Annotated in this window: 19 protein-coding genes; 7 read left to right on the plus strand and 12 right to left on the minus strand. The window is 72.5% G+C overall.

The window, feature by feature from the left end:
* Window positions 1-198: 198 nt before the first annotated feature.
* Window positions 199-2,472, plus strand: a complete 2,274-nt coding sequence (locus ACWG52_RS37220; RefSeq protein ID WP_453127202.1) for a SpoIIE family protein phosphatase — start codon at window positions 199-201, stop codon at window positions 2,470-2,472.
* 22 nt (window positions 2,473-2,494) lie between these two features.
* Here the strand turns inward: ACWG52_RS37220 and ACWG52_RS37225 are convergent, their stop codons facing one another.
* From ACWG52_RS37225 to ACWG52_RS37260, 8 genes are all read right to left on the minus strand, one after another.
* A complete protein-coding gene (locus tag ACWG52_RS37225) occupies window positions 2,495-5,500 on the minus strand; it encodes a HAMP domain-containing protein (protein ID WP_389806433.1) in 3,006 nt (1,001 codons plus the stop codon).
* Window positions 5,501-5,651: 151 nt separating this feature from the next.
* Window positions 5,652-6,101 (minus strand): ATP-binding protein, encoded by a 450-nt coding sequence (locus ACWG52_RS37230; RefSeq protein WP_389806431.1) that lies wholly within the window; start codon window positions 6,099-6,101, stop codon window positions 5,652-5,654.
* 5 nt (window positions 6,102-6,106) lie between these two features.
* A complete protein-coding gene (locus ACWG52_RS37235; protein ID WP_266386347.1) occupies window positions 6,107-6,478 on the minus strand; it encodes an STAS domain-containing protein in 372 nt (123 codons plus the stop codon).
* Between the two features lie 95 nt (window positions 6,479-6,573).
* Window positions 6,574-7,440 carry a SigB/SigF/SigG family RNA polymerase sigma factor gene (locus ACWG52_RS37240; RefSeq protein ID WP_389806429.1) on the minus strand — a complete coding sequence of 289 codons (867 nt, stop codon included), beginning with the start codon at window positions 7,438-7,440 and terminating at the stop codon, window positions 6,574-6,576.
* A gap of 333 nt (window positions 7,441-7,773) precedes the next feature.
* The gene (locus tag ACWG52_RS37245) at window positions 7,774-8,277 is read right to left on the minus strand and encodes an NUDIX hydrolase (RefSeq protein WP_389806427.1); all 504 of its coding nucleotides are present in this window, start codon (window positions 8,275-8,277) and stop codon (window positions 7,774-7,776) included.
* Window positions 8,278-8,329: 52 nt separating this feature from the next.
* The gene (locus tag ACWG52_RS37250; RefSeq protein ID WP_389806425.1) at window positions 8,330-8,860 is read right to left on the minus strand and encodes a copper chaperone PCu(A)C; all 531 of its coding nucleotides are present in this window, start codon (window positions 8,858-8,860) and stop codon (window positions 8,330-8,332) included.
* Window positions 8,857-11,097 carry a heavy metal translocating P-type ATPase gene (locus ACWG52_RS37255; RefSeq protein WP_390137826.1) on the minus strand — a complete coding sequence of 747 codons (2,241 nt, stop codon included), beginning with the start codon at window positions 11,095-11,097 and terminating at the stop codon, window positions 8,857-8,859. The genes ACWG52_RS37250 and ACWG52_RS37255 overlap by 4 nt, the downstream gene beginning before the upstream one ends.
* A 50-nt stretch (window positions 11,098-11,147) precedes the next feature.
* Window positions 11,148-11,390, minus strand: coding sequence for a hypothetical protein (locus ACWG52_RS37260; RefSeq protein ID WP_389806889.1), 243 nt, complete (start codon window positions 11,388-11,390; stop codon window positions 11,148-11,150).
* 289 nt (window positions 11,391-11,679) lie between these two features.
* Between ACWG52_RS37260 and ACWG52_RS37265 the strand changes: the two genes are divergently transcribed.
* The gene (locus ACWG52_RS37265; protein ID WP_389806423.1) at window positions 11,680-12,417 is read left to right on the plus strand and encodes a sortase domain-containing protein; all 738 of its coding nucleotides are present in this window, start codon (window positions 11,680-11,682) and stop codon (window positions 12,415-12,417) included.
* Between the two features lie 23 nt (window positions 12,418-12,440).
* Here the strand turns inward: ACWG52_RS37265 and ACWG52_RS37270 are convergent, their stop codons facing one another.
* Window positions 12,441-12,836 (minus strand): DUF4118 domain-containing protein, encoded by a 396-nt coding sequence (locus ACWG52_RS37270; RefSeq protein WP_033225364.1) that lies wholly within the window; start codon window positions 12,834-12,836, stop codon window positions 12,441-12,443.
* A 203-nt stretch (window positions 12,837-13,039) separates the two neighbouring features.
* Here ACWG52_RS37270 and ACWG52_RS37275 point away from each other — a divergent pair, with 203 nt between their 5' ends.
* The 3 genes from ACWG52_RS37275 (at window position 13,040) to ACWG52_RS37285 (ending at window position 15,273) form a co-directional block, all read left to right on the plus strand.
* On the plus strand, window positions 13,040-13,525 hold the full coding sequence (locus tag ACWG52_RS37275) for a cation:proton antiporter regulatory subunit (RefSeq protein ID WP_453129097.1): 486 nt from the start codon (window positions 13,040-13,042) through the stop codon (window positions 13,523-13,525).
* 180 nt (window positions 13,526-13,705) lie between these two features.
* Entirely contained in the window at window positions 13,706-14,467 is a 762-nt protein-coding gene (locus tag ACWG52_RS37280) for a YqjF family protein (protein ID WP_389806421.1), read from the plus strand.
* A 170-nt stretch (window positions 14,468-14,637) separates the two neighbouring features.
* The gene (locus ACWG52_RS37285; protein ID WP_389806419.1) at window positions 14,638-15,273 is read left to right on the plus strand and encodes a VOC family protein; all 636 of its coding nucleotides are present in this window, start codon (window positions 14,638-14,640) and stop codon (window positions 15,271-15,273) included.
* 13 nt (window positions 15,274-15,286) lie between these two features.
* On the opposite strand, the gene ACWG52_RS37290 is transcribed toward ACWG52_RS37285, so the two are convergent.
* Together ACWG52_RS37290 and ACWG52_RS37295 are read right to left on the minus strand one after the other, a co-directional pair.
* The gene (locus tag ACWG52_RS37290; protein WP_453127208.1) at window positions 15,287-15,583 is read right to left on the minus strand and encodes a barstar family protein; all 297 of its coding nucleotides are present in this window, start codon (window positions 15,581-15,583) and stop codon (window positions 15,287-15,289) included.
* A 14-nt stretch (window positions 15,584-15,597) separates the two neighbouring features.
* Window positions 15,598-15,966: a helix-turn-helix transcriptional regulator gene (locus tag ACWG52_RS37295; RefSeq protein WP_389806415.1), complete on the minus strand. Its 369-nt coding sequence runs from the start codon at window positions 15,964-15,966 to the stop codon at window positions 15,598-15,600.
* A gap of 179 nt (window positions 15,967-16,145) precedes the next feature.
* On the opposite strand from ACWG52_RS37295, the gene ACWG52_RS37300 reads away from it, so the two are divergent.
* Window positions 16,146-17,075: a SigB/SigF/SigG family RNA polymerase sigma factor gene (locus ACWG52_RS37300; protein ID WP_390137769.1), complete on the plus strand. Its 930-nt coding sequence runs from the start codon at window positions 16,146-16,148 to the stop codon at window positions 17,073-17,075.
* 67 nt (window positions 17,076-17,142) lie between these two features.
* Here the strand turns inward: ACWG52_RS37300 and ACWG52_RS37305 are convergent, their stop codons facing one another.
* Window positions 17,143-17,619, minus strand: a complete 477-nt coding sequence (locus tag ACWG52_RS37305) for an ATP-binding protein (RefSeq protein ID WP_389806411.1) — start codon at window positions 17,617-17,619, stop codon at window positions 17,143-17,145.
* 135 nt (window positions 17,620-17,754) lie between these two features.
* On the opposite strand from ACWG52_RS37305, the gene ACWG52_RS37310 reads away from it, so the two are divergent.
* Complete coding sequence (locus tag ACWG52_RS37310; protein ID WP_390137767.1) at window positions 17,755-18,837, plus strand: mechanosensitive ion channel family protein; 1,083 nt, start codon at window positions 17,755-17,757, stop codon at window positions 18,835-18,837.
* Window positions 18,838-18,856 lie beyond the last annotated feature (19 nt).

The following is an 18,856-nucleotide window of genomic DNA, read 5'->3' on the forward strand; positions in this document are numbered from 1 at the left end:
CGCAGGGCGGCATCCGGCTTCTGCCCGAGGGGCCGCGCCGAAAACCTCCACGGTGACCGGGGCCGACCGCCCGTCCGCGTGGTGAGACCGCGGAGCCCGCGCCCCGGCCGTCCCGCGCCGTTGCGCGGGCCCGAGTAGACTCGATCCGGATCTCTCCCTCACGCGGTCGGCGCCGTCCCCCGGCCACCCGGAGGCGACATGGACGTCCCCGCCGACGGACCGACCACCCGGCCTTCCCCCGATCCCGGCGGCCTACGGCGAGCCGTACGCGCCCTGACCGACGAGATCGCCGAGCTCCGGGCCGAGCGCGCGGATCGTCACCTCCTCGATCTGGCGACCGGGATCCTGGTCGCCCAGCTCTCCACACCGCCCTCGGCGGCGGCCGACCACCTGAGCCGGCTGGCCGCGAGCACGGGCCTCGACGCGCCCGACGTCGCCGCGGACATCGTGAACGCGGCCGCCGGATCCACCGACGCGGCGCGTGCGCCCGCCGCCGAGGACCACCCGGCACGGGCGCGCCGGCTACGACGGACCGATGCCGCCCTGGGCGCGGCCTCGGCCGCAGGCCAGGCCGCCGAAGCACTGCTGCACGGCGGTCTGAGCCACCTCGGCGTACAGGCGGTGTGGCTGTGGCGCAGAACCGCCACGGACTGCCTGGAGCTGGCCGCGCACGCCGGCGGGAACGACCTGCAGTCCACGCACTGGCAATGGCTGCCCGCCCACGTGGGCGGCGCCCTGCGCGGCGCACTGGGCACGGGTGAGACCGGCTGGCTGCCCCATGGCCCCCCGGACGGGGATCCGCTGCCCGGACCGGTGCCCGACGCCGGGCGGGCCGTTCTCCCCCTGCGGGACCGGGGCGGCGTCGTCGGCGTCCTGCTGGCCTGCTGGCCGGGGCCGGTGGCGTTCGACCCACCCATGCGCAAGGAAGTGGAGGCGGTCGCCGAGAACGCGGTGCGGGTCCTGGACGCCGCACCGGATCCGGACGCCTTCGGCGACCCGCTGATGCTCCGGATCCTGCTGGACTGCCTCACCGACGCGGCGCTCGCGCTCACCCGCACCGAGGGGCCGGACGGCCCCGACTGGCTCATCGCCCATGCCAACCCCGCCGCGGCGCGGCAGCTCGCCGGCGTGCCGCGGCCCGCCAGGCGCCACCTGGCCGAGGTGCTGCCCGCGCACTGCATGGACCTGGTACGCCTGATCGACGAGGCGCGCACCACGGCCGCTGCGCGCCGGGTGGACCGGATCGCGAACAAGGGCGCCGGGGCGCTGATCGACGTACGGGCCCTGCCGCTCGGTCCGGAGCGGGCCGTGGTCCTGTGGCACACGTCCGACGACCCCGGCCTGTTGCTGCCCTCGGTGCTGGACCGGCTGGACCACCTGGCCCTGTTCGAGGACGATCTCGTCAGCGGGGTGTCGCGCTGGGGCGAACGCGCTTACGCGCTCTTCGGCATGGAACGGGGCGGCCCCGGAGTCCCGCTACGCGACCTGATGTCCCGAACCCACCGCGACGACAAGGGGCAACTGGCCGCACTCCTGGAGACTTTGACCGTACGTCAGGAAGGTGCGCACACCTTGATCCGGGTGATCCGGGACGACGGCGGCATGCGCCACGTGCGGATCAGCGCGGAGCCGCTCCTGAAGGGGCCGGTCACCGTGGCGGTCACCGGGGTCTTCCAGGACGTCTCCGCCCAGCACCGCACCGAACTGGCCCTGGGCGCCACGTACGACCAGCTCACCGCCGCGCAGGCGCAGGCCGCGGTGCGCCACCGGTTCGTCCTCCAGCTCCAGAAGGCCATCCTGCCCGAGGTGCCGACCTCGATCCGGCTCCCCGGGCTCCTCGTCACCGCCCGCTACCGGCCGGCCGCCCAGGACTACCGGGTGGGCGGCGACTGGTACGAGGTGCTGCCACTGCCCGAGGACCGGGTGATGCTGGTGGTCGGCGACATCGCCGGGCACGGGGTGGGCGCGGCGACCACCATGGTGGCGCTGCGCAACGCCCTGCGGGGCCTCGCCTTCACCGGCGGCTCCGCCGGTCAACTGATGGGGTGGCTCAACGGGGTCGCGTTCGCGGACCCACGGCAGTCCACGGCCACCGCGGTCTGCGCCCACTACGACCCGCACGACCGGGTCCTGCGCTGGTCCAGCGCCGGTCACCTGCCGCTGATCCTGCTCAGGGAAGGCCGGGCGGTACTGCTCGACACGCCCCGGGACCTGCTGCTGGGCGCGGCGCCCTCGGTCGTCTACACGGAGACGGTGACCCGGCTACGCGCCGGTGACCTGTTGGTCTTCTATACGGACGGGCTCGTCGAGCGGCACCACAGCTCCTTGGACGACGGGGTGGAGCGGCTCAGTCGGATCGTGGAGCGGCACGCGGGCGCCGAACTCGACGACATGGCCGACAGGCTGCTCGCGGAGGTGCGCGGGGACACGGACGACGACACGAGCCTGGTGCTCGTCCGGGTCCTGCGGTAGCGGAGACGGGCGGGGCGGGGGGTCACGTCAGCCACGTGTGGATGCGCGCGGCCAGGTCGTCCGCGTCGACCGGTTTGGTGACGTAGTCGTCCGCCCCGGCGGCCAGCGCCTTCTCCCGGTCTCCCGGCATGGCCTGGGCGGTGACGGCGACGATCGGGACGTTCGCGTAAGCGGGCAGCGCGCGGATGGCGGCCGTGGTGGCGTAGCCGTCCATGCCCGCCATCATCACGTCCATCAGGACGAGATCCACGTCGTCGTGCTCGGCCAGGAGCTCCAGGCCGGTGCGGCCGTCCTCGGCCCGCAGGACCCGCATGCCCTCCCGCCGGAGTACCTCCGTGAGCGCGAAGACGTTGCGGGCGTCGTCGTCCACCACCAGAACGGTGGGGCCGGAGGCCACCGCGGGCTCCTCGGGAAGCGGTTCGTCCGGTACGGAGCCCCGCAGCACGTCGGCGGGCGGGTGCGGGAGAGGACGGGGAGCGGCCGCGCCGTCCACCGGGGCGTCGGGGGAATCCGTGTCGGAGAACCTCGGCGGCGCCGCCGACCGCAGGGCGGCCTGCTCCGGTGTCCGGAGCGGCAGGAAGAGGGTGAAGACGCTGCCTTCCCCCGGCGTGGACCGGGCTTCGATCAGGCCGCCCAGCAGATGGGCCACCTCTCTGCTGATGGACAGGCCCAGCCCCGTACCTCCGTAGCGGCGGCTGGTGGTGCCGTCACCCTGCTGGAAGGCGTTGAAGACGGTCTCCAACCGGTCCTCGGGGATGCCGATCCCCGTGTCGGACACCCGGAAGGCCGCGACGGGCGTATCGCCCTGGCCCAGCGCGGGCGGCAGCTCGGCCGCGGTCGCCCGGTCCACCCGGAGCTCCACGTGCCCCTGCTCGGTGAACTTCACCGCGTTGGCTACCAGATTGCGCAGCACCTGCCGCAGCCGCGCCTGGTCGGTGAACAGGACGTCGGGCAGTCCGTCCCCCGTGACGACCCGCAACTCCAGGTCGCGGGCGGCCGCGACGGGCCGGAAGGTGGCGTCGAGGGAGGACAGGAGCTGCTGGAGCGGGAAGACCTCGGGGTGCAGGTCCATCTTGCCCGCCTCGACCTTGGAGAGGTCCAGGATGTCGTTGATCAGCTGGAGCAGGTCGGAGCCGGCGGAATGGATGACCTCGGCGTAGTCGACCTGTTTGGCGGTGAGGTTCCCGTCCGGATTGCGCGACAGCAACTGGGCCAGGATCAGCAGGCTGTTGAGCGGAGTGCGCAGTTCGTGGCTCATGTTGGCCAGGAACTCCGACTTGTACATGGAGGTCCGCGACAGCTGTTGGGCCCGCACTTCCAGTTCCCGCCGCGCCTGCTCGATCTCCAGGTTCTTGCGTTCGATGTCCCGGTTCCGGTCGGCCAGCAGGGCCGCCTTCTCCTCGAGCTCGGCATTGGATCGCTGCAACTCGCCTTGCCGGGACTGGAGTTCCTGGGACCGCGAGCTGAGTTCGGCCGTCAGGCTCTGCGACCGCTCCAACAGCTCGTCGGTACGGGCATTGGCGATGAGCGCGCTGACACTCACACCGATGGCCTCGATGAAATGGTCGAGGAAGTCCCGGTGGATGGGGGAGAACGGGGCGAGCGAGGCCAGTTCGACAGCGCCCAGGGCCTGGCCCTCCACCACGATGGGCAGGACGACGAGGACGGCCGGCTCGGCGGCGCCGGCACCCGAGGCGATGGTGGCGTACCCGGGCGGCACCCCTTCCACGGTGAGGGTGCGACGCCCGCCGGCGGCCTGCCCGACCAGCGACTGGCCGAAGCGGAAACGGCGCGGGGGAGTGGCGGGGTCGTCCGGCATCCCGTAGGCGGCCCGCATGATCAGGAACCTGCCGTCCTGGTCCTCCTCGGCGAGGAAGAAGGCGCCGTACTGGGCGTTCACCAGCGGCGGCACCTCGTTCATGATCAGTTGTGCCAGGTCGGTGAGGTCGCGGGTCCCCTGGATCAGGGCCGAGACCCGCGCGAGATTGGTCTTGAGCCAGTCCTGCTCCTGATTGGCGCGGGTGGTCATGCGCAGCGACTCGACCATCGCGTTGATGTTGTCCTTCAGATCCCCGACCTCGCCCGGGGCCTCGACCGTGATCGACCGGGTGAGGTCGCCCTCGGCCACGGCACTGGTCACCGCCGCGATCGCGCGCACCTGGCGGGTCAGGTTGCCTGCCAGCTCGTTGACGTTCTCGGTGAGGCGCTTCCAGGTGCCCGAGACGCCCTCGACCTCGGCCTGGCCGCCCAGCTTGCCCTCGCTGCCGACCTCGCGCGCGACGCGCGTGACCTCGGCCGCGAAGGAGGACAGCTGGTCGACCATGGTGTTGATGGTGGTCTTGAGTTCCAGGATCTCGCCCCGCGCCGAAACGTCGATCTTGCGCGTGAGATCGCCCTGAGCGACCGCCGTGGTCACCTGGGCGATGTTGCGCACCTGATTGGTCAGGTTGTCGGCCATGGAGTTGACGTTGTCGGTCAGGTCCTTCCAGGTGCCGGAGACACCCTGCACGGTGGCCTGGCCCCCCAGCTTGCCCTCCGTGCCGACCTCGCGGGCGACCCGCGTGACCTCCTCGGCGAAGGACGAGAGCCGGTCGACCATCGTGTTGATGGTCTCCTTCAGCTCCAGGATCTCGCCGCTCGCGTCCACCCGGATCTTGCGCGTGAGGTCGCCGCCCGCGACGGCGGTGGCCACCTGGGCGATCGAGCGGACCTGGGAGGTGAGGTTGTCGGCCATCGTGTTGACCCCGGTGGCCAGCTCCTGCCAGATGCCGCTCACCCGGTGCACCTGCGCATGCCCGCCGAGCAGCCCCTGGCCGCCGACCTCGCGCGCCACCCGGGTCACCTCCGACGTGACCAGCGACAGCTGCTCGACCATGCCGTTGTAGACCGTGGCGATCTCGCCCAGGAGGCCCCCGGAGTCGGCCGGCAGCCGGGTGGTGAAGTCTCCGTCGCGCACGGCCGTCAGCCCGTCCAGGAGCCGCCGCAGCGCCTCCTCGCCCAGCTCAGGGCGTTGTCGCGCATCGTCCATGGACGCCTCCGCAATCACTGTGCCACGGGGTGCGGCCCGGGACATCCCGGGAGCGCGGGGTTCACGAGCATCGCGGGGTTCACGAGCATGGGGTCCACCCACGAGCGTCCGGTTCGCCGCCGCCCGGATCTCCGCCGCCCGGTCACCGCCGTCATCCGGGTACGCGGATCCCCGGCGGGCAGGCCACCTCGCACCAGACGCGCTTGCCGTCCACCCCCGGTTCGGAGCCCCAGTCCCGGGCCAGCCGCTCCACGATCAGCAGCCCGTGACCGCCCGGCTGTCCCCGGTCGCCCGACCCGTGCGCCGGCACACGTACGGGCGGGGCCGGATTGCCGTCGGTGACCTCGATCCGCAGCCGCTCGGCCGAGCAGTCCAGGACGAGCGCGCGGGGCCCTCCACCGTGCAGGCAGGCGTTGGCCACCACCTCCGACACCAGCAGGAGCACGTCCTCGGCGGTCTCACGGGCGACCTCACCCGTTCCCGGGAGCCAGTGCCAGGCGGTGAGCGCCTGCCGGGCGAAGTCACGGCTGCGCGAGACGACGTCGGTGGTCCCGGACAGGATCAGACTCCAGGTCCGGTCTGACGGCCCGGGCTGCTCCATGACGCTCAGGCTCCTCCGCCGCGTGTCGTCCTCAGGGCTTCCCCCACGTCGGAGTGGACGGGGAACACACCGTCCGCGCCGGTGATCCGGAACATGCGGGCGACGGGTCCGTGCAGGCCGACCAGCTCCAGGGTGGCCCCCGTCTCCTGAGCCGCGAGGCGTGTGTTCAGCAGCACGTTCAGCCCCGTGGAATCACAGAATCCGAGCCCTGCCAGATCGACCAACAACCGACGCCCCGGGGCGAGAGCCCCGTCCAGCGCGTCCCTCAGCGGCTGTGCCGTGTCGTGGTCCAGTTCCCCCGCGAGCGCGAGGACCACGGCTCCGTCCACGGCCTGGACCGCGACGGTGAAGCGTTCACTCTTCGCTTCCGGGACCATCCGGCATCACCCTTCCGTCGTGCACTGCTGCACCTGCCCGGGTTCCGGCGCGATATGCCTGCCCGTCCCGTGCGTCCTGTGCGGAAGGGAGCGCCTCACGCCACCTCGGCCGTCGACTCCTCGGCGAGCAGCCCCTCCCGCAGCCGGCCCAGGATGCGGGCCAGCAGCCGGGACACGTGCATCTGGGACATGCCCAGGCGCTCGCCGATCTCGGCCTGGGTCAGCTCCTCCCCGAAACGCAGGGCGAGTATGGTCCGGTCCCGTTCGGACAGCTCACCCATCAGCGGTTTCAGCGATTCCAGGTCCTCGACGCTCTCGTACCCGCTCTCCTCCACACCGAGGCTGCGCGCCGACACACCGGGCGGCTCGTCGTCCTCCGCCGTCATGGGGACGTCGAGGGACAGGCTGCTGAAGCCGTTGGCCGCGAGCCGACCCTCGCAGACCTCCTCCACCGTGATGTCCAGCCGGTCGGCGAGCTCCTGGGCCCGCGGAGCGTGACCCAGCTCCTGCTCCAGGGCGTCGTTCGCCTTGGCCAGGTCGATGCGCAACTCCTGCAGCCGGCGCGGTACGCGGACGGCCCAGGTCGTGTCACGGAAGTACCGCTTGATCTCTCCCACGATGGTGGGGAGGGCGAACGACATGAACTCGAAGCCGCGCTCCGGATCGAACCTGTTGATGGCCTTGATCAGGCCGATCGTGCCGACCTGGATGACGTCCTCCCACGGCGCGCCGACATGGCGGACGCGCGTGGCCGCGTACTTGACCATGCTCAGATTCAGCTCGACCAGGGTGTTGCGGACGTACGAGTACTCTGCGGTCCCCTCGTCCAGTTCACGCAGCCGGCGGAAGAGGGTGACCGACAGGTCGTGTGCCTCCGCGGTGCTCACGGACTGCGGATCGCGGATCTCGCGAACGTCCCGCAGCGACGCGGAGCCGGCCTCGGTACGGAGAGTGGCAGGCATGTCGCCTCCTCGGGGGAGTTCCCTCAGAGCCACATACCCGCTACCGCCGGGTTGAAGCTGTGCATGCCGTGGCCGTACGCCACTCTCCGTGAGCGAGGGGCGGGAGGGCGGCGTCCCGGCCCCTCGGCGTGGACACCGGTGCCGGAGCCGGTACCGGCCCGGGCAGTGGGCCGGGCGGAGGCAGGGGACCGGGCCCGGGGGCGGGCTCCGGCCTGGGATCGGGTTCGGGTCGGGGCGGCTCCGGCGGTACGGGATCGGGGCCGCCGGGACCGGGAAGGGGTCCCGGAAGCGGACCACCCCGGCCACCCGCGCGCCGCAGCGGCGCCCCCCGCCTCAGGGGCGGCGCGCGCTCCCCAGGGCGCGGTACCGGTCGAACGCCTCGCGGGCGTCCGGGATGAACTCGCGGCCGCGCACGAGGTCGTCGAGTTCGGGCTCCGTCAGCCAACCGAACCAGGCGACCTCCCCCGGATCGGGCCGAACCGCTGTCGTGACCACGGCTTCGTGAAGGCCCAGCCAGTAGGGGCTGATTACGCCGTCGCACAGGAATTTGAGCACGAAGCGGGGCACGGCCCGTACCCCGAGCTCCTCCGCGAGTTCCCGGGCGGCGGCTTCCTCGTAGGACTCGCCGACCCCGACGGCGCCACCGAGCATCCAGTTGTACTGCCCCGGGAAGCGGGACGCGTGGTCCGGTCGACGGTGCACGAGGAACCGTCCGTCGCCGTCGCGGCACACGATCGTCGCGACGCGATGCAGCCGGCGCTCCCGGACCGCCTCCGCGCGGTCCACGACCGCCACCACGCGGTCCCGCTCATCGACCTGCTCGACCTGTTCGCCCATGCGACACACGATCGCAGAGCTCGGCGCCTGGAACGCCCGCGAGTACCCGAGGTCAGGTGCCGGGCCGGACCACCACCGCCACCACCTCGATCGGTGCGCTGTAGCGGAAGTGGAGGACGAACGGGACCATGTCGCCCGCCTGCCAGCCCATTTCCTTCGCCCTGGTCGTGACGCTCAGGTCGAAGGGGGACATGGTCACGGTGCCACCCGCCGGCACCCGCACCGCGTCCGTCGTCCGGACGAGGTCGGCCCCGAGCCCGCTGCGCTCGCGCCGGCTGAGCAATGTCTCCTCGACCCCGGGTGACGTCACCTCGGTCAACCGGTCCTCCGAGCCACCGATGTTGGTGATGTCGAAGAAGGCGGCCGTCTCCCGGCTGCTGCCCTGGGGCAGCAGGACACGGCCGTTTCCGGCGGCGATCCGGGGTGGGCTGCCGGCGGCGCCGGACGAGGTCCAGGCCGTCAGTCCGGCCAGCGCGAGCGAGCAGGCGACCACCGGCACGAGCGCGGCGCGCAGCCCCTCGCGCGCGCGTCGCCGGCTCGGGAACCAGCTGCCCGGGGACCGCTCCGAAGGTGAACCCGTCATCGCCCCGTACCTCTCGTTCGGCTGTGCGTGCCCGCCCCGTGTGATTGCGGCGCCGGCCGCCACGTACGCAGCCGGAGACTGTTGGCCACCACCATCAGGGAACTCACCGACATCGCGGCGGCGGCGACCATCGGGTTGAGCAGCCCCACCGCGGCGAGCGGCACGGTGACCACGTTGTACCCGAAGGCCCAGACGAGATTGGTCCGGATCGTCCCGAGGGTCCGCCTGGCCAGCTCGACGGCGTCGGCGACCGCCTCGATGTCGCCGCGTACCAGCGTGACGTCGGCCGCGCCGATGGCCACGTCCGTTCCGCTCCCCATGGCGATGCCGAGATCGGCCCCGGCCAGGGCCCCGGCGTCGTTCACGCCGTCGCCGATCACCGCGACCCGGCGCCCCTGACCGCGCAACTCCCTTACGAGCCGCGCCTTGTCCTCGGGGGAGCAGTGCGCGCGCACGTCCGTGATGCCGAGCGCGGCGGCGACCCGGGACGCGGTGGCCTCGCGGTCGCCGGTGGCCAGGACCGGCTCCACCCCCAGGCGCCGCAGCCGGTCGACGGCCCGGTAGCTGCCGGGCCGCAGGACGTCCCCGAGGGAGATCAGGGCCTGGTCGGCGCCGTCCACCCGGACCAGGACCGGCGTGTGCGCGGCCGCCTCGGCCTCGGCCAGGGCCCGGTCCAGCGACGGATGCAGGTCCGCGCCGGCGGCGCAGACCTCCACACGGTGGCCCTCCACGAGCCCGGTCACCCCGATGCCCGCGGTGGCTCGGAAGTCGGTCACCTCGCCGGGCGGCCGGTCGTACGCCTCCTGCCGGCAGTACGCGACCACGGCGCGGCCCAGCGGATGCTCGGAGCCCTGTTCCACCGCCGCGGCCAGCCACAGGGCCCGCTCCTCGCCGATCCCGCGCGGTACCGCCGTCACGCGCGCGACGGTCATGTGGCCGGTCGTCAGCGTGCCCGTCTTGTCGAGGACCACCGTGTCGACGTGCCGCAGGGTCTCCAGCGCCCGCGGACCGCTGACCAGCAGACCCAACTGCGCGCCCCGGCCCGTGGCGGTCAGCAGGGCGGTGGGCGTCGCCAGCCCCAGCGCACAGGGACAGGCCACCACCAGGACGGCCACACACGCCGTGACGGCCGCTTGCGGATCCGCCCCGGCACCGAGCCAGAAGCCGAGAACGGTGACGGCCAGCGCCAGCACCACCGGCACGAAGACTCCCGCCACCGTGTCGGCCAGCCGCTGGGCCCGGGCCTTTCCGGCCTGCGCCTCGGTGACCATGCGGGTGATCCGGGCGAGCTGGGTGTCCGCCCCGACCGCGGTGGCCCGGACGAGCAGCAGACCGCCCGCGTTGACCGCACCGCCGACCACCGCCTGGCCGGGGCCCACCTCGACGGGCTCGCTCTCACCGGTGACCAGGGAAAGGTCGACGGCCGAACCGCCTGAAGCGACCACCCCGTCCGTGGCGACCCGCTCACCCGGCCGGACGACGAACTCCTGCCCCACCCTCAACTGCCCGATCGGGACGAGCCGTTCGTGGCCGTCCTCCCGTACGGTCACCTCCTTCGCGGCCAGCCCGGCGAGCGAGTGCAGCGCCTCCCCGGTGCCGCGGCGGGCCCGGGATTCGAGGAAGCGTCCGGTCAGCACGAACAGCGGCACACCGACCGCCGCCTCCAGATAGATGTGGGCCACTCCGTCGCCTGCCGCGGGCAGCAGGCTGAACGGCATCCGCATCCCCGGATCGCCCGCCCCGCCCAGGAACAAGGCGTACGTCGACCAGGAGAAGGAAGCGACCACGCCCAGCGACACCAGCGTGTCCATCGTCGCCGCCGCGTGCCGCAGCCCCCGTACCGCACGGGTGTGGAACGGCAGCGAGCCCCAGACGGCGACGGGCGCGGCCAGGACGAAACACAGCCACTGCCAGTTGCGGAACTGCAGGGCGGGCACCATCGACAGCACCAGCACCGGCACGGACAGCAGGGCGGTGATCAGCAGCCGCCGCACCTCCTCGCCACCGGGGGAGCCCTCGGCCCGCTCCGATCGCGCCCGGTCCTCCTCGGGCTCGGGCGGCGCCGGCACCTGGGCCCGGTAGCCCGCCCGCTCGACCACCGCGACGAGGTCGTCGGTCGTCACGTACGACGGGTGCAGCACCCTGGCCCGTCCGGTGGCGAGGTTGACCGTGGCGCTCACCCCCTCGATCCTCGCCAGCCGCTTCTCGACACGGGTGACGCAGGCCGCGCAGGTCATCCCGCCGACCACCAGATCGGTGGTGGCCACCACCTCGGTCCGCTCGGCCGTCACCGCGTGCCACCCGTACCGCCGGGGTGCCCGTGCGGCCGTCCCAGGTCCCCGACGAATCCGGGGCTCCCGACCTCGGTGGACCGCATGCCCGGGGCCACGGGGCCGGCGCTCGCCCCCACCGCGTACGCGGCGCCGAACATCACTATGAGCAGCGCCACGAAGCCGGCGAGTGCGGGCGGCGGAGCCCAGCGCCGCAGCGCGGTGATCGCCAGGGTCGGGTACGGGGGCCGGTCCGTCATCGTCACTCCGGATTCTTGTACACGGTTCCAGACGGACGGGGCGCCGATCGGGCCGTGCCGGAGCCGGGACGGCACTCCCTCCGGCGAGGTAGTCGCGGCGGGGCGCGAAGAAGTTCCCGTGACTTTCGAATCGGTTGAATCGGACGAATCAAAGGCCGTCGCCGTCGGGAGCGAGGTCACAGGGCCGGACCCTTATGAACCTCTTGCTCCGTATGTCACTCTGGCCGGGCGTATCGGGTCCACCCGCCCGCCGCCCGCCCCGGCCGATCGACCGACACGGAAAATGCCCATGTCCTTGCCGTTCCCGTACCGAGCCGTCCCCGCCGTACTGGCCGGTGCCGCGACCGCCCTGCTGGTGGCCTGTACGCCCTCGACGGCCGCCGGTGCGGCGGTGTCCACCTCCACCACGGCCGCCACGCCCGCGGCGGTGGTCACCCGCGCCGCCACATCCGCATCCGCCGCCGCACCCGCGCCGCCGGCCGCTCCCACTCCCGCGTCCGCGCCCGTGGAGTCCACGCTGTCCATACCCGCCGCGGGTGTCACCGGGCTGCGCGTGGTCCCGTACGAAGGCACCACCGACGACGTGCCGGGGACCCGTATCCAGGACCTCGGCGTGGCGGCCAGTCCGCACGGGAAGCGGGGCGGGGTCGGGCCGGGGCAGGTGGGCAACTTCCTGATCACCGCGCACCGCCTCTCGGCCGGTGGCCCGCTCGGCCGGCTGCCCACCGTCGCGCCGGGCGACACGGTCCAGGTGACCGTGGGGACGGTGGTGTACACCTACGAGATCACCGAGACCCGAAAGACGTCCTTCCGGTCGGAGCGCTCACTGGGCGAACAGCGGGCCGCGGTGCCCGGGAAGCCCGGGGCGGCTCCCACCCAGGCCATGATCACGATCTCGACCTGCGCGACGCCCGAGGACCACGCCGAGGGCAACTTCTGGAGCGACGCCCAGGGCAATCCCGAGCACCGCATCGACAAGATAGGCGTGCTGCGCAAGACCTCCGGAGCCACGCCCGCCGGCGGCTGACGCGGCGCGGCTCCGCGCGGCTCCTACGGTGTGAGCCGGCGGTGCGCGGCGCGCGCGTGGATGAGGCGGGCGACGGCGGTACCCGTACCCGCCGCGGCGAGCAGGCAGACCAGGCGTACGACGTCGTACGGGGTCTCCCAGCTCAACTCACCGACGGGCGCGGTCGCGAAGAAGTTGAGCACGAGCCAACACAGCAGGGCGGTCCCCGGGGCCGCGGTGAGGCGGGCTCCGGTACTCACCACGGCCACGGCGAGGGAGAGCGCCAGGAGGTCGACGGTGGGGTCGTCGGGTCCGTCCAGGAGATTGAGCACGGCGACCAGGGCGACGGCCGCGACGGCCGCCGCGGCCCAGACCGACGTGGTCGCGGCAGGGCTGGGTACGGGGCGCATGCCCGTGCTGATCCGTTTCCACTCGACCATGCGACGCCTCCTTCGCGCGATGCCCCGCCGTCGGGGCTCTCGGAGATGATGCCCCACCGGACGAGGGGGCTCGGCGCCGCGAGTAGGACCGTCTCCCCGCACCACCGGCCCGGACCGCGCGAGGGAAGCATCGCTAAAGTGGCGGCAGGAGCGGGGACTTCGCGGCTCCGCTTCATCGGCCACCGCACGCACCGGGGGTTCCCCTGCCCGTTCCACGTCTGAGCAGAACGCCGTTGCCGGGCATCGGCGTCCGCTACGACCTGACCACCCGTGAGGACCGCCGTCTCTCGGTGGTGGCCCACCGGGACGGGGCGCGGACCCTGAACGCGTACCACCGTGACGATCCCGACGCGTCCGCGCTGTCGGTGAGGTTGACCGAGGGGGAGGCGGACGCGTTGATCGACGCGTTGATGCCGTGCCACCACAGCCCCAGCCTGCTCTCGACCACGGACCTGGGACTCGTCGCGGAGCGGATCGAGCTGTCCTCGCACGCCCGTTGGAACGGGAGGGTGTTGGGGGAGACCCGGATGCGCACCGAATCCGGCGCGTCCGTCGTCGCCGTGCTCCGTCGCGCCGTGGCGATCCCGTCGCCGTCGCCGGACTTCCGGCTGGCGGGCGGGGACGTCCTCATCGTGATCGGCACCCGCGAGGGCGTCGACGCCGCCGCGCGGATCCTCGGCCGCGAGTGAGCGGAGACAGCGCCGCGCGGCTGTCATACGGTACTCGGGCGCCCCGACAACGCGGCGAGGTGCGGTGCCGGGCGCCGCGGGGCAGGCGGGACTTCGCGGACACCCCCCAGGCCCGGCGGGACCGCCCCGTCGCCGGGGGCCGCCGGCGTCGGCGCGGGGCGCGCGGGGAATACTGACCGAATGCGCCAGACGCCACCGCCCGCCGCGGTCCCGGAGCCGGTCACGGCCGACCCGCCGCACCCGGTGGACCGCCCGCTGCTCACCCAGTCCTGGCTCGACCTGGCCTTCCTGCACTGGGCCGTCGATCCCGCCCAGGTCGCCCCGTTGCTGCCGGCCGGCACCGTGCCGGACACCCTGGACGGGGTCACGTACGTCGGCCTGATCGCCTTCCGCATGCACAAGGTCGGCTGGTTCCGCCTGCCCGGCGTCCCCTATCTGGGCTCCTTCCCGGAGACCAACGTCCGCTTCTACTCCGTCGACGCCCGCGGCCGCCGGGCCGTGGTCTTCCGCTCGCTGGACGCCTCCCGGCTGATCCCGGTGGCCATCGGCCGGGCGGCGTTCCGCCTCCCGTACGTCTGGTCCCGGATGACGGTCCGTCGCGACGGTGACACGCTCACGTACACCAGCAGCCGGCGGTGGCCGGGTCCGCGCGGCGCGCACAGCCGGATCGCCGTGCGCGTGGGTGGGCCCGTCGCGGAACCGACGGCCCTGGAGCACTTCCTGACCGCCCGCTGGGGCATGCACACGGAGCTCCTCGGTCGGCCGCTGTACCTCCCGAACACGCACCCGCGCTGGCCACTGCACCGCGCCGAACTCCTCGACTGCGACGAGAACCTGGTGGCCGCCGCGGGCCTGCCCACCCCGTCGGGGCCACCCGTGAGCGTGCTCTACTCGCCAGGGGTCCCCGTACGCTTCGGACGACCGTCCCTGGGACGCCACTGATGCGCGGTGCGCAGGGCGCCGCATAACGGATCGTCATGCTGTGGCATCAGCACTCGCCGCGCAGGGATGACGACGATCGATCCGCTCCACGGCTGGATCCACGGCGGACGTGGCCGGGGCGGCGTGCGTGGCGTCGGGATTTGTGTGGCTTGTCGGGTGATGATGACGCGGTGCGACTTGATCACGTGTCCTATGCGGTGGCCCGCGACAGCTTCGTTTCGACCGTCCAGTGGATCGGATCGGCGCTGGGCGCCGGGTTCGTCGACGGGGGTGTGCACCCGCGATTCGGCACGCGCAATTTCATTCTCCCGCTGAGCGGCGGCACCTACGTCGAGGTCGTCACCACACTCGACCACCCCGCCGCCGACCGCGCACCCTTCGGCCAGGCGGTCGCGCGCCGCGCCGCCGAGGGCGGCGGCTGGCTCGGTTGGGTGGTCTCCGTCGACGACATGGCCCCGGTCGAGGCCCGCCTCGGCCGCACGGCGGCCGAGGGCCACCGCGTCCGGCCCGACGGTTTCGACCTGCGGTGGAAGCAGATCGGCCTGCTGGAACTGCTGGATGATCCGCAACTGCCCTACTTCCTGCAGTGGATGGTCCCCACCGAGGAGCGCCCGAGCGCGGACCCGCGGACCCCCACCACCATCCACGGGGTCTCCATCGCCGGCGACGCCGCCTCCATCGCCGAATTCCTCGGCGAACCGGCGGACCACCCCCTCGACCAGATCGACGTCACCTGGGTCGAGGACGAGGAACCGGGCCTGGTCTCGGTGGAGTTCGCCACCGCCAAGGGCCCGGTCACGATCTGACGAGTCTCGACGGTCAGGCCGCCGCGTGGATGATCAGCCGGTTCTGCGGTGCGTCGAAGACTTCGGCCAGGGCTCGGCCTGCTCGCCGACTCCCGTCGAAGAGCCCTCTCCCGTCCACATGCACGACAAGCAAGTCATGGCTGTCGATCACGTCCGAGATGCCTCGGGTGTTGATGGTGTCCGACCAAGTGTCCAGGTTCCGGCCACACCACTCAGGCAGCCCGCACGGCCCGCTCACCGCGTCCCAGAAATCGTCGAGTGTCTCGATCTGCCGACCACGCAGGCCGACGATCAACGCGCTGTCCGTCATCGTCCCCGGACGGCCTAGACCTGGCCCGGTGTGTCGTTCGCCACCTCGGCGGCCGGCGCGGCCGGTGACGTCGGTGTGGTCAGGGGGCCGGTGAGGTAGGCGAGCAGCCCGGCGATCTCGTGGTCGGCCTCCGCCGGGTGGCGGAAACGCGCGCCCGAGGCGACGACGTAGCGGTTGCGCCGGCCGTCCCGGGTCCTGCTGAGGTACCCGTCGGCCTCCAGGTCCGTGACGATCGCCTGCACGGTCCGCTCGGTCAGCCCGCACTCCACCGCGATGTCACGCAGCCGGATGCCCGGGTCGCGCGCGATGGCGATCAGAACCCGGGCATGGTTCGTCAGGAAGGTCCAGCCGTTGCGACGGGGACCCCTGTGCTCGCTCTCCACCCCGTCATTCTTGAGGGATGACTCGCGAAATGCAATTCCCGAACTGTTTTTCCGGTATTACTTGACGTCTGTCCCTTGCCCCGACAGGGTGCAGGGGAGGCGGAAGCAGAGTTCCGCTTGTCCAGAGCTTTCGAGCGACGCACCGCACCGCAAGCACACGTGCCCAAGGAGCGAAGACGATGACCTACACGGCCACGGCCGCCGAGGCCATGACCCCGACGACGATCCCGACGACCGCCGCCCCCGGCGGTGGCACCGGAGAGGCACCCGCACTCGGCGGGCTGCCGGAGGTGCCCTGCCCGCGGGAACTGTCGACCAGCGACGCCCGTGAGCTGACCCGTGTCTTCTTCGACCGGCTGCGGAGCCTCGAAGAGGGGACCCGCGAGTACCAGTACGTGCGCAACACCCTGATCGAGATGAACATCTCACTGGTGCAGTTCGCCGCCCGCCCGTTCCGTGATCGCCCCGGCGGCCCCGAGAACGAGGACATCGTGCAGGTCGGCGTCATCGGACTGATCAAGGCGATCGACCGCTACGACCCCGAGCGCAACACCCAGCTCAGCACGCTCGCCCTGCCGTACATCACGGGCGAGATCAAGCGCCACTTCCGGGACACCACCTGGGCCGTACGGGTCCCGCGCCGTCTCCAGGAGCTGCGCCTGCAGCTGGCGAAGGCCACGGAGGAGCTGACCGCCGAGACGGACCGCGCCCCCACCCCCGCGGAGATCGCCGAGCGGCTGGACCTCACCGAGGAAGAGGTCCGTCAGGGCCTGGTCGCGGCGAACGGCTACTCCACCCAGTCCCTCGACGTGCCCCAGGACGGCGCCGTGGGTGGCCCGCAGGCGTCCACGGCCGCGCGGACCGCGCGTAGCCTCGCCGAGACCATGGGCGACATCGACCCCGCCCTGGAGGCGGTGGAGGACCGGCACGCCCTCGCGCCCCTGCTCGCCGACCTCGACGAGCGCTCCACCCAGATCCTGGAGCTGCGCTTCGGCCAGGAGATGACCCAGGCGGAGATCGGCGAGGAGATCGGCCTCTCCCAGATGCAGGTGTCCCGCCTGCTCACCCGCACGCTGGGCTCCCTACGCGAGGAACTGCTGCACAGCTGACCGTGTGAGGTCGACCACGTACGCCCGACCCGGGCCCCTCCGAACCCGCTCGACACGCCCGTCGGGTTCAGAGGAGCCCGGGTCGGCCCGTGCGTAGGCGCTCGGCGTCGATCTCGGCCCAGACGACCTTGCCGCGCCCGACCGGCTGGACGCCCCAGCGGTCCGCGAGCCGGTGCACCAGGCGCAGGCCGTGCCCGCCGGGGCGGCCCGGGCGGGCCGACCGCACAGGGCCCAGCGGTCGCGGGAGATCCCCCAGACCGTCGTAGACCTCGACCCGGAACACGTCTCCGGCGCGGAGCGTCAGCTCCTGGCAGCCGCCGGCGTGCAGGTTGGCGTTGGTGACGAGCTCGGACACGACCAGGACCGCGTCCTCGGCGGTGTCCTGACCGTCCCACCCCCAGTCCGCCAGCGCCTCCCGGGTGAACCGGCGGCCCCGCGCGACCTGCCGGCAGGCGTCGCGCAGGGCGAGTCGGCGGAGCTGCGTGAAGGTCGGCCCCCGCGCGTCCGACACGGTCCCGCCGGTGTCCGGTTCGATGGTCTGCACCGCGCACTCACCTCGTCCTCGGCTGTCGTCTCGTGGTCGCTTGTACCCACCATCGGGAATCGGACGCCCCGTTTGTCCCGGCGTGCCCCGGGCACGCGCGACGGGACCTGTCCCCCAGACCCATCCAGAGGAGTCATGAACAGCCTTCTGCAAGTGCCGGCCGTCCTCGGCGGCGCGTTCGTGCTCACCTTCGCCGCGGGCCGGCTCACCGACCTGCTCCTGCGACGCGCGGCCGCCCGCCACCCCGAAACACCGCTCTGGACGATGCTGCGCCGCTGCCGTACATCGATACGCGTCCTGCTGCTCGCGGCGACGTTGCGCGCCGTGTACCGGCAGATCGGATGGCAGCCGCTGCAGGACCACGCGACAGCGGTGGGGAGGATCCTGACGCTCGTCCTCATCGGTGCGAGCGCGTGGTGCGTGGTCCTCGTGACCTCCGCCGTGGTCGAGTCCTCCTACGCCCGCTACGCGCACGGCACCCGCGACGCCTCCCGGGTCCGCCGGGTCCGCACCCAGGTGACGCTCATCATGCGGATCGTCACCGCCGTGGTCGTCGTGGTGGCCGCGGCCGCGATGCTGCTGACCTTCCCCGACCTGCGCGCCGTCGGCACCTCGCTCCTGGCCTCGGCCGGGATCATCGGCATCGTCGCGGGCGTGGCAGCCCAGTCCACCCTCGGGAACCTCTTCGCCGGATTCCAGATCGCCTTCGGCGACATGGTCCGGATCGGCGACACCGTCGTGGTGGCCGGCGAGTGGGGTGTGGTCGAGGAGATCACGCTCACCTTCCTGGCCGTGCGCACCTGGGACGAACGCCGCATCACCATGCCCGTCTCCTACTTCACCGGGCGGCCCTTCGAGAACTGGTCGCGCGGCGGGATCCAGATGACCGGCACGGTCTTCCTGCACTGTGACCACACCACCCCCGTCGCGCTGATGCGCGAGAAGCTCAAGGAGATCCTCGACGGGTGCGAGGCGTGGGACGGCCGCGGCTGGGACCTGTCGGTCACCGACACCACGCCCAGCGCCATCGTGGTGCGGGCGATCGTCACCGCGAAGGACGCGGACGACCTGTGGACCGCCCGCTGCGCGGTCCGCGAACAGCTCGTCGCCTGGCTGGCCGAGAAGCACCCCTACGCCCTGCCCCGGGTATCCACGGCCGCCGCCCCGGCCACTCCCGCGGACGGTGTTTCGAAACGCGCACCCGGGTCAGACGCGTGAGGGAGAAGGGCAAGGACGA

The sequence above is a fragment of the Streptomyces sp. CLCI03 genome (assembly GCF_053615355.1).

Coding starts and splice junctions, on each gene's coding strand:
- ACWG52_RS37220 (WP_453127202.1), top strand. CDS start 199: ATGGACGTCCCCGCCGACGGACCGACCACCCGGCCTTCCCCCGATCCC.
- ACWG52_RS37225 (WP_389806433.1), bottom strand. CDS start 5,500: ATGGACGATGCGCGACAACGCCCTGAGCTGGGCGAGGAGGCGCTGCGG.
- ACWG52_RS37230 (WP_389806431.1), bottom strand. CDS start 6,101: ATGGAGCAGCCCGGGCCGTCAGACCGGACCTGGAGTCTGATCCTGTCC.
- ACWG52_RS37235 (WP_266386347.1), bottom strand. CDS start 6,478: ATGGTCCCGGAAGCGAAGAGTGAACGCTTCACCGTCGCGGTCCAGGCC.
- ACWG52_RS37240 (WP_389806429.1), bottom strand. CDS start 7,440: ATGCCTGCCACTCTCCGTACCGAGGCCGGCTCCGCGTCGCTGCGGGAC.
- ACWG52_RS37245 (WP_389806427.1), bottom strand. CDS start 8,277: ATGGGCGAACAGGTCGAGCAGGTCGATGAGCGGGACCGCGTGGTGGCG.
- ACWG52_RS37250 (WP_389806425.1), bottom strand. CDS start 8,860: ATGACGGGTTCACCTTCGGAGCGGTCCCCGGGCAGCTGGTTCCCGAGC.
- ACWG52_RS37255 (WP_390137826.1), bottom strand. CDS start 11,097: ATGACCTGCGCGGCCTGCGTCACCCGTGTCGAGAAGCGGCTGGCGAGG.
- ACWG52_RS37260 (WP_389806889.1), bottom strand. CDS start 11,390: ATGACGGACCGGCCCCCGTACCCGACCCTGGCGATCACCGCGCTGCGG.
- ACWG52_RS37265 (WP_389806423.1), top strand. CDS start 11,680: ATGTCCTTGCCGTTCCCGTACCGAGCCGTCCCCGCCGTACTGGCCGGT.
- ACWG52_RS37270 (WP_033225364.1), bottom strand. CDS start 12,836: ATGGTCGAGTGGAAACGGATCAGCACGGGCATGCGCCCCGTACCCAGC.
- ACWG52_RS37280 (WP_389806421.1), top strand. CDS start 13,706: ATGCGCCAGACGCCACCGCCCGCCGCGGTCCCGGAGCCGGTCACGGCC.
- ACWG52_RS37290 (WP_453127208.1), bottom strand. CDS start 15,583: ATGACGGACAGCGCGTTGATCGTCGGCCTGCGTGGTCGGCAGATCGAG.
- ACWG52_RS37300 (WP_390137769.1), top strand. CDS start 16,146: ATGACCTACACGGCCACGGCCGCCGAGGCCATGACCCCGACGACGATC.
- ACWG52_RS37310 (WP_390137767.1), top strand. CDS start 17,755: ATGAACAGCCTTCTGCAAGTGCCGGCCGTCCTCGGCGGCGCGTTCGTG.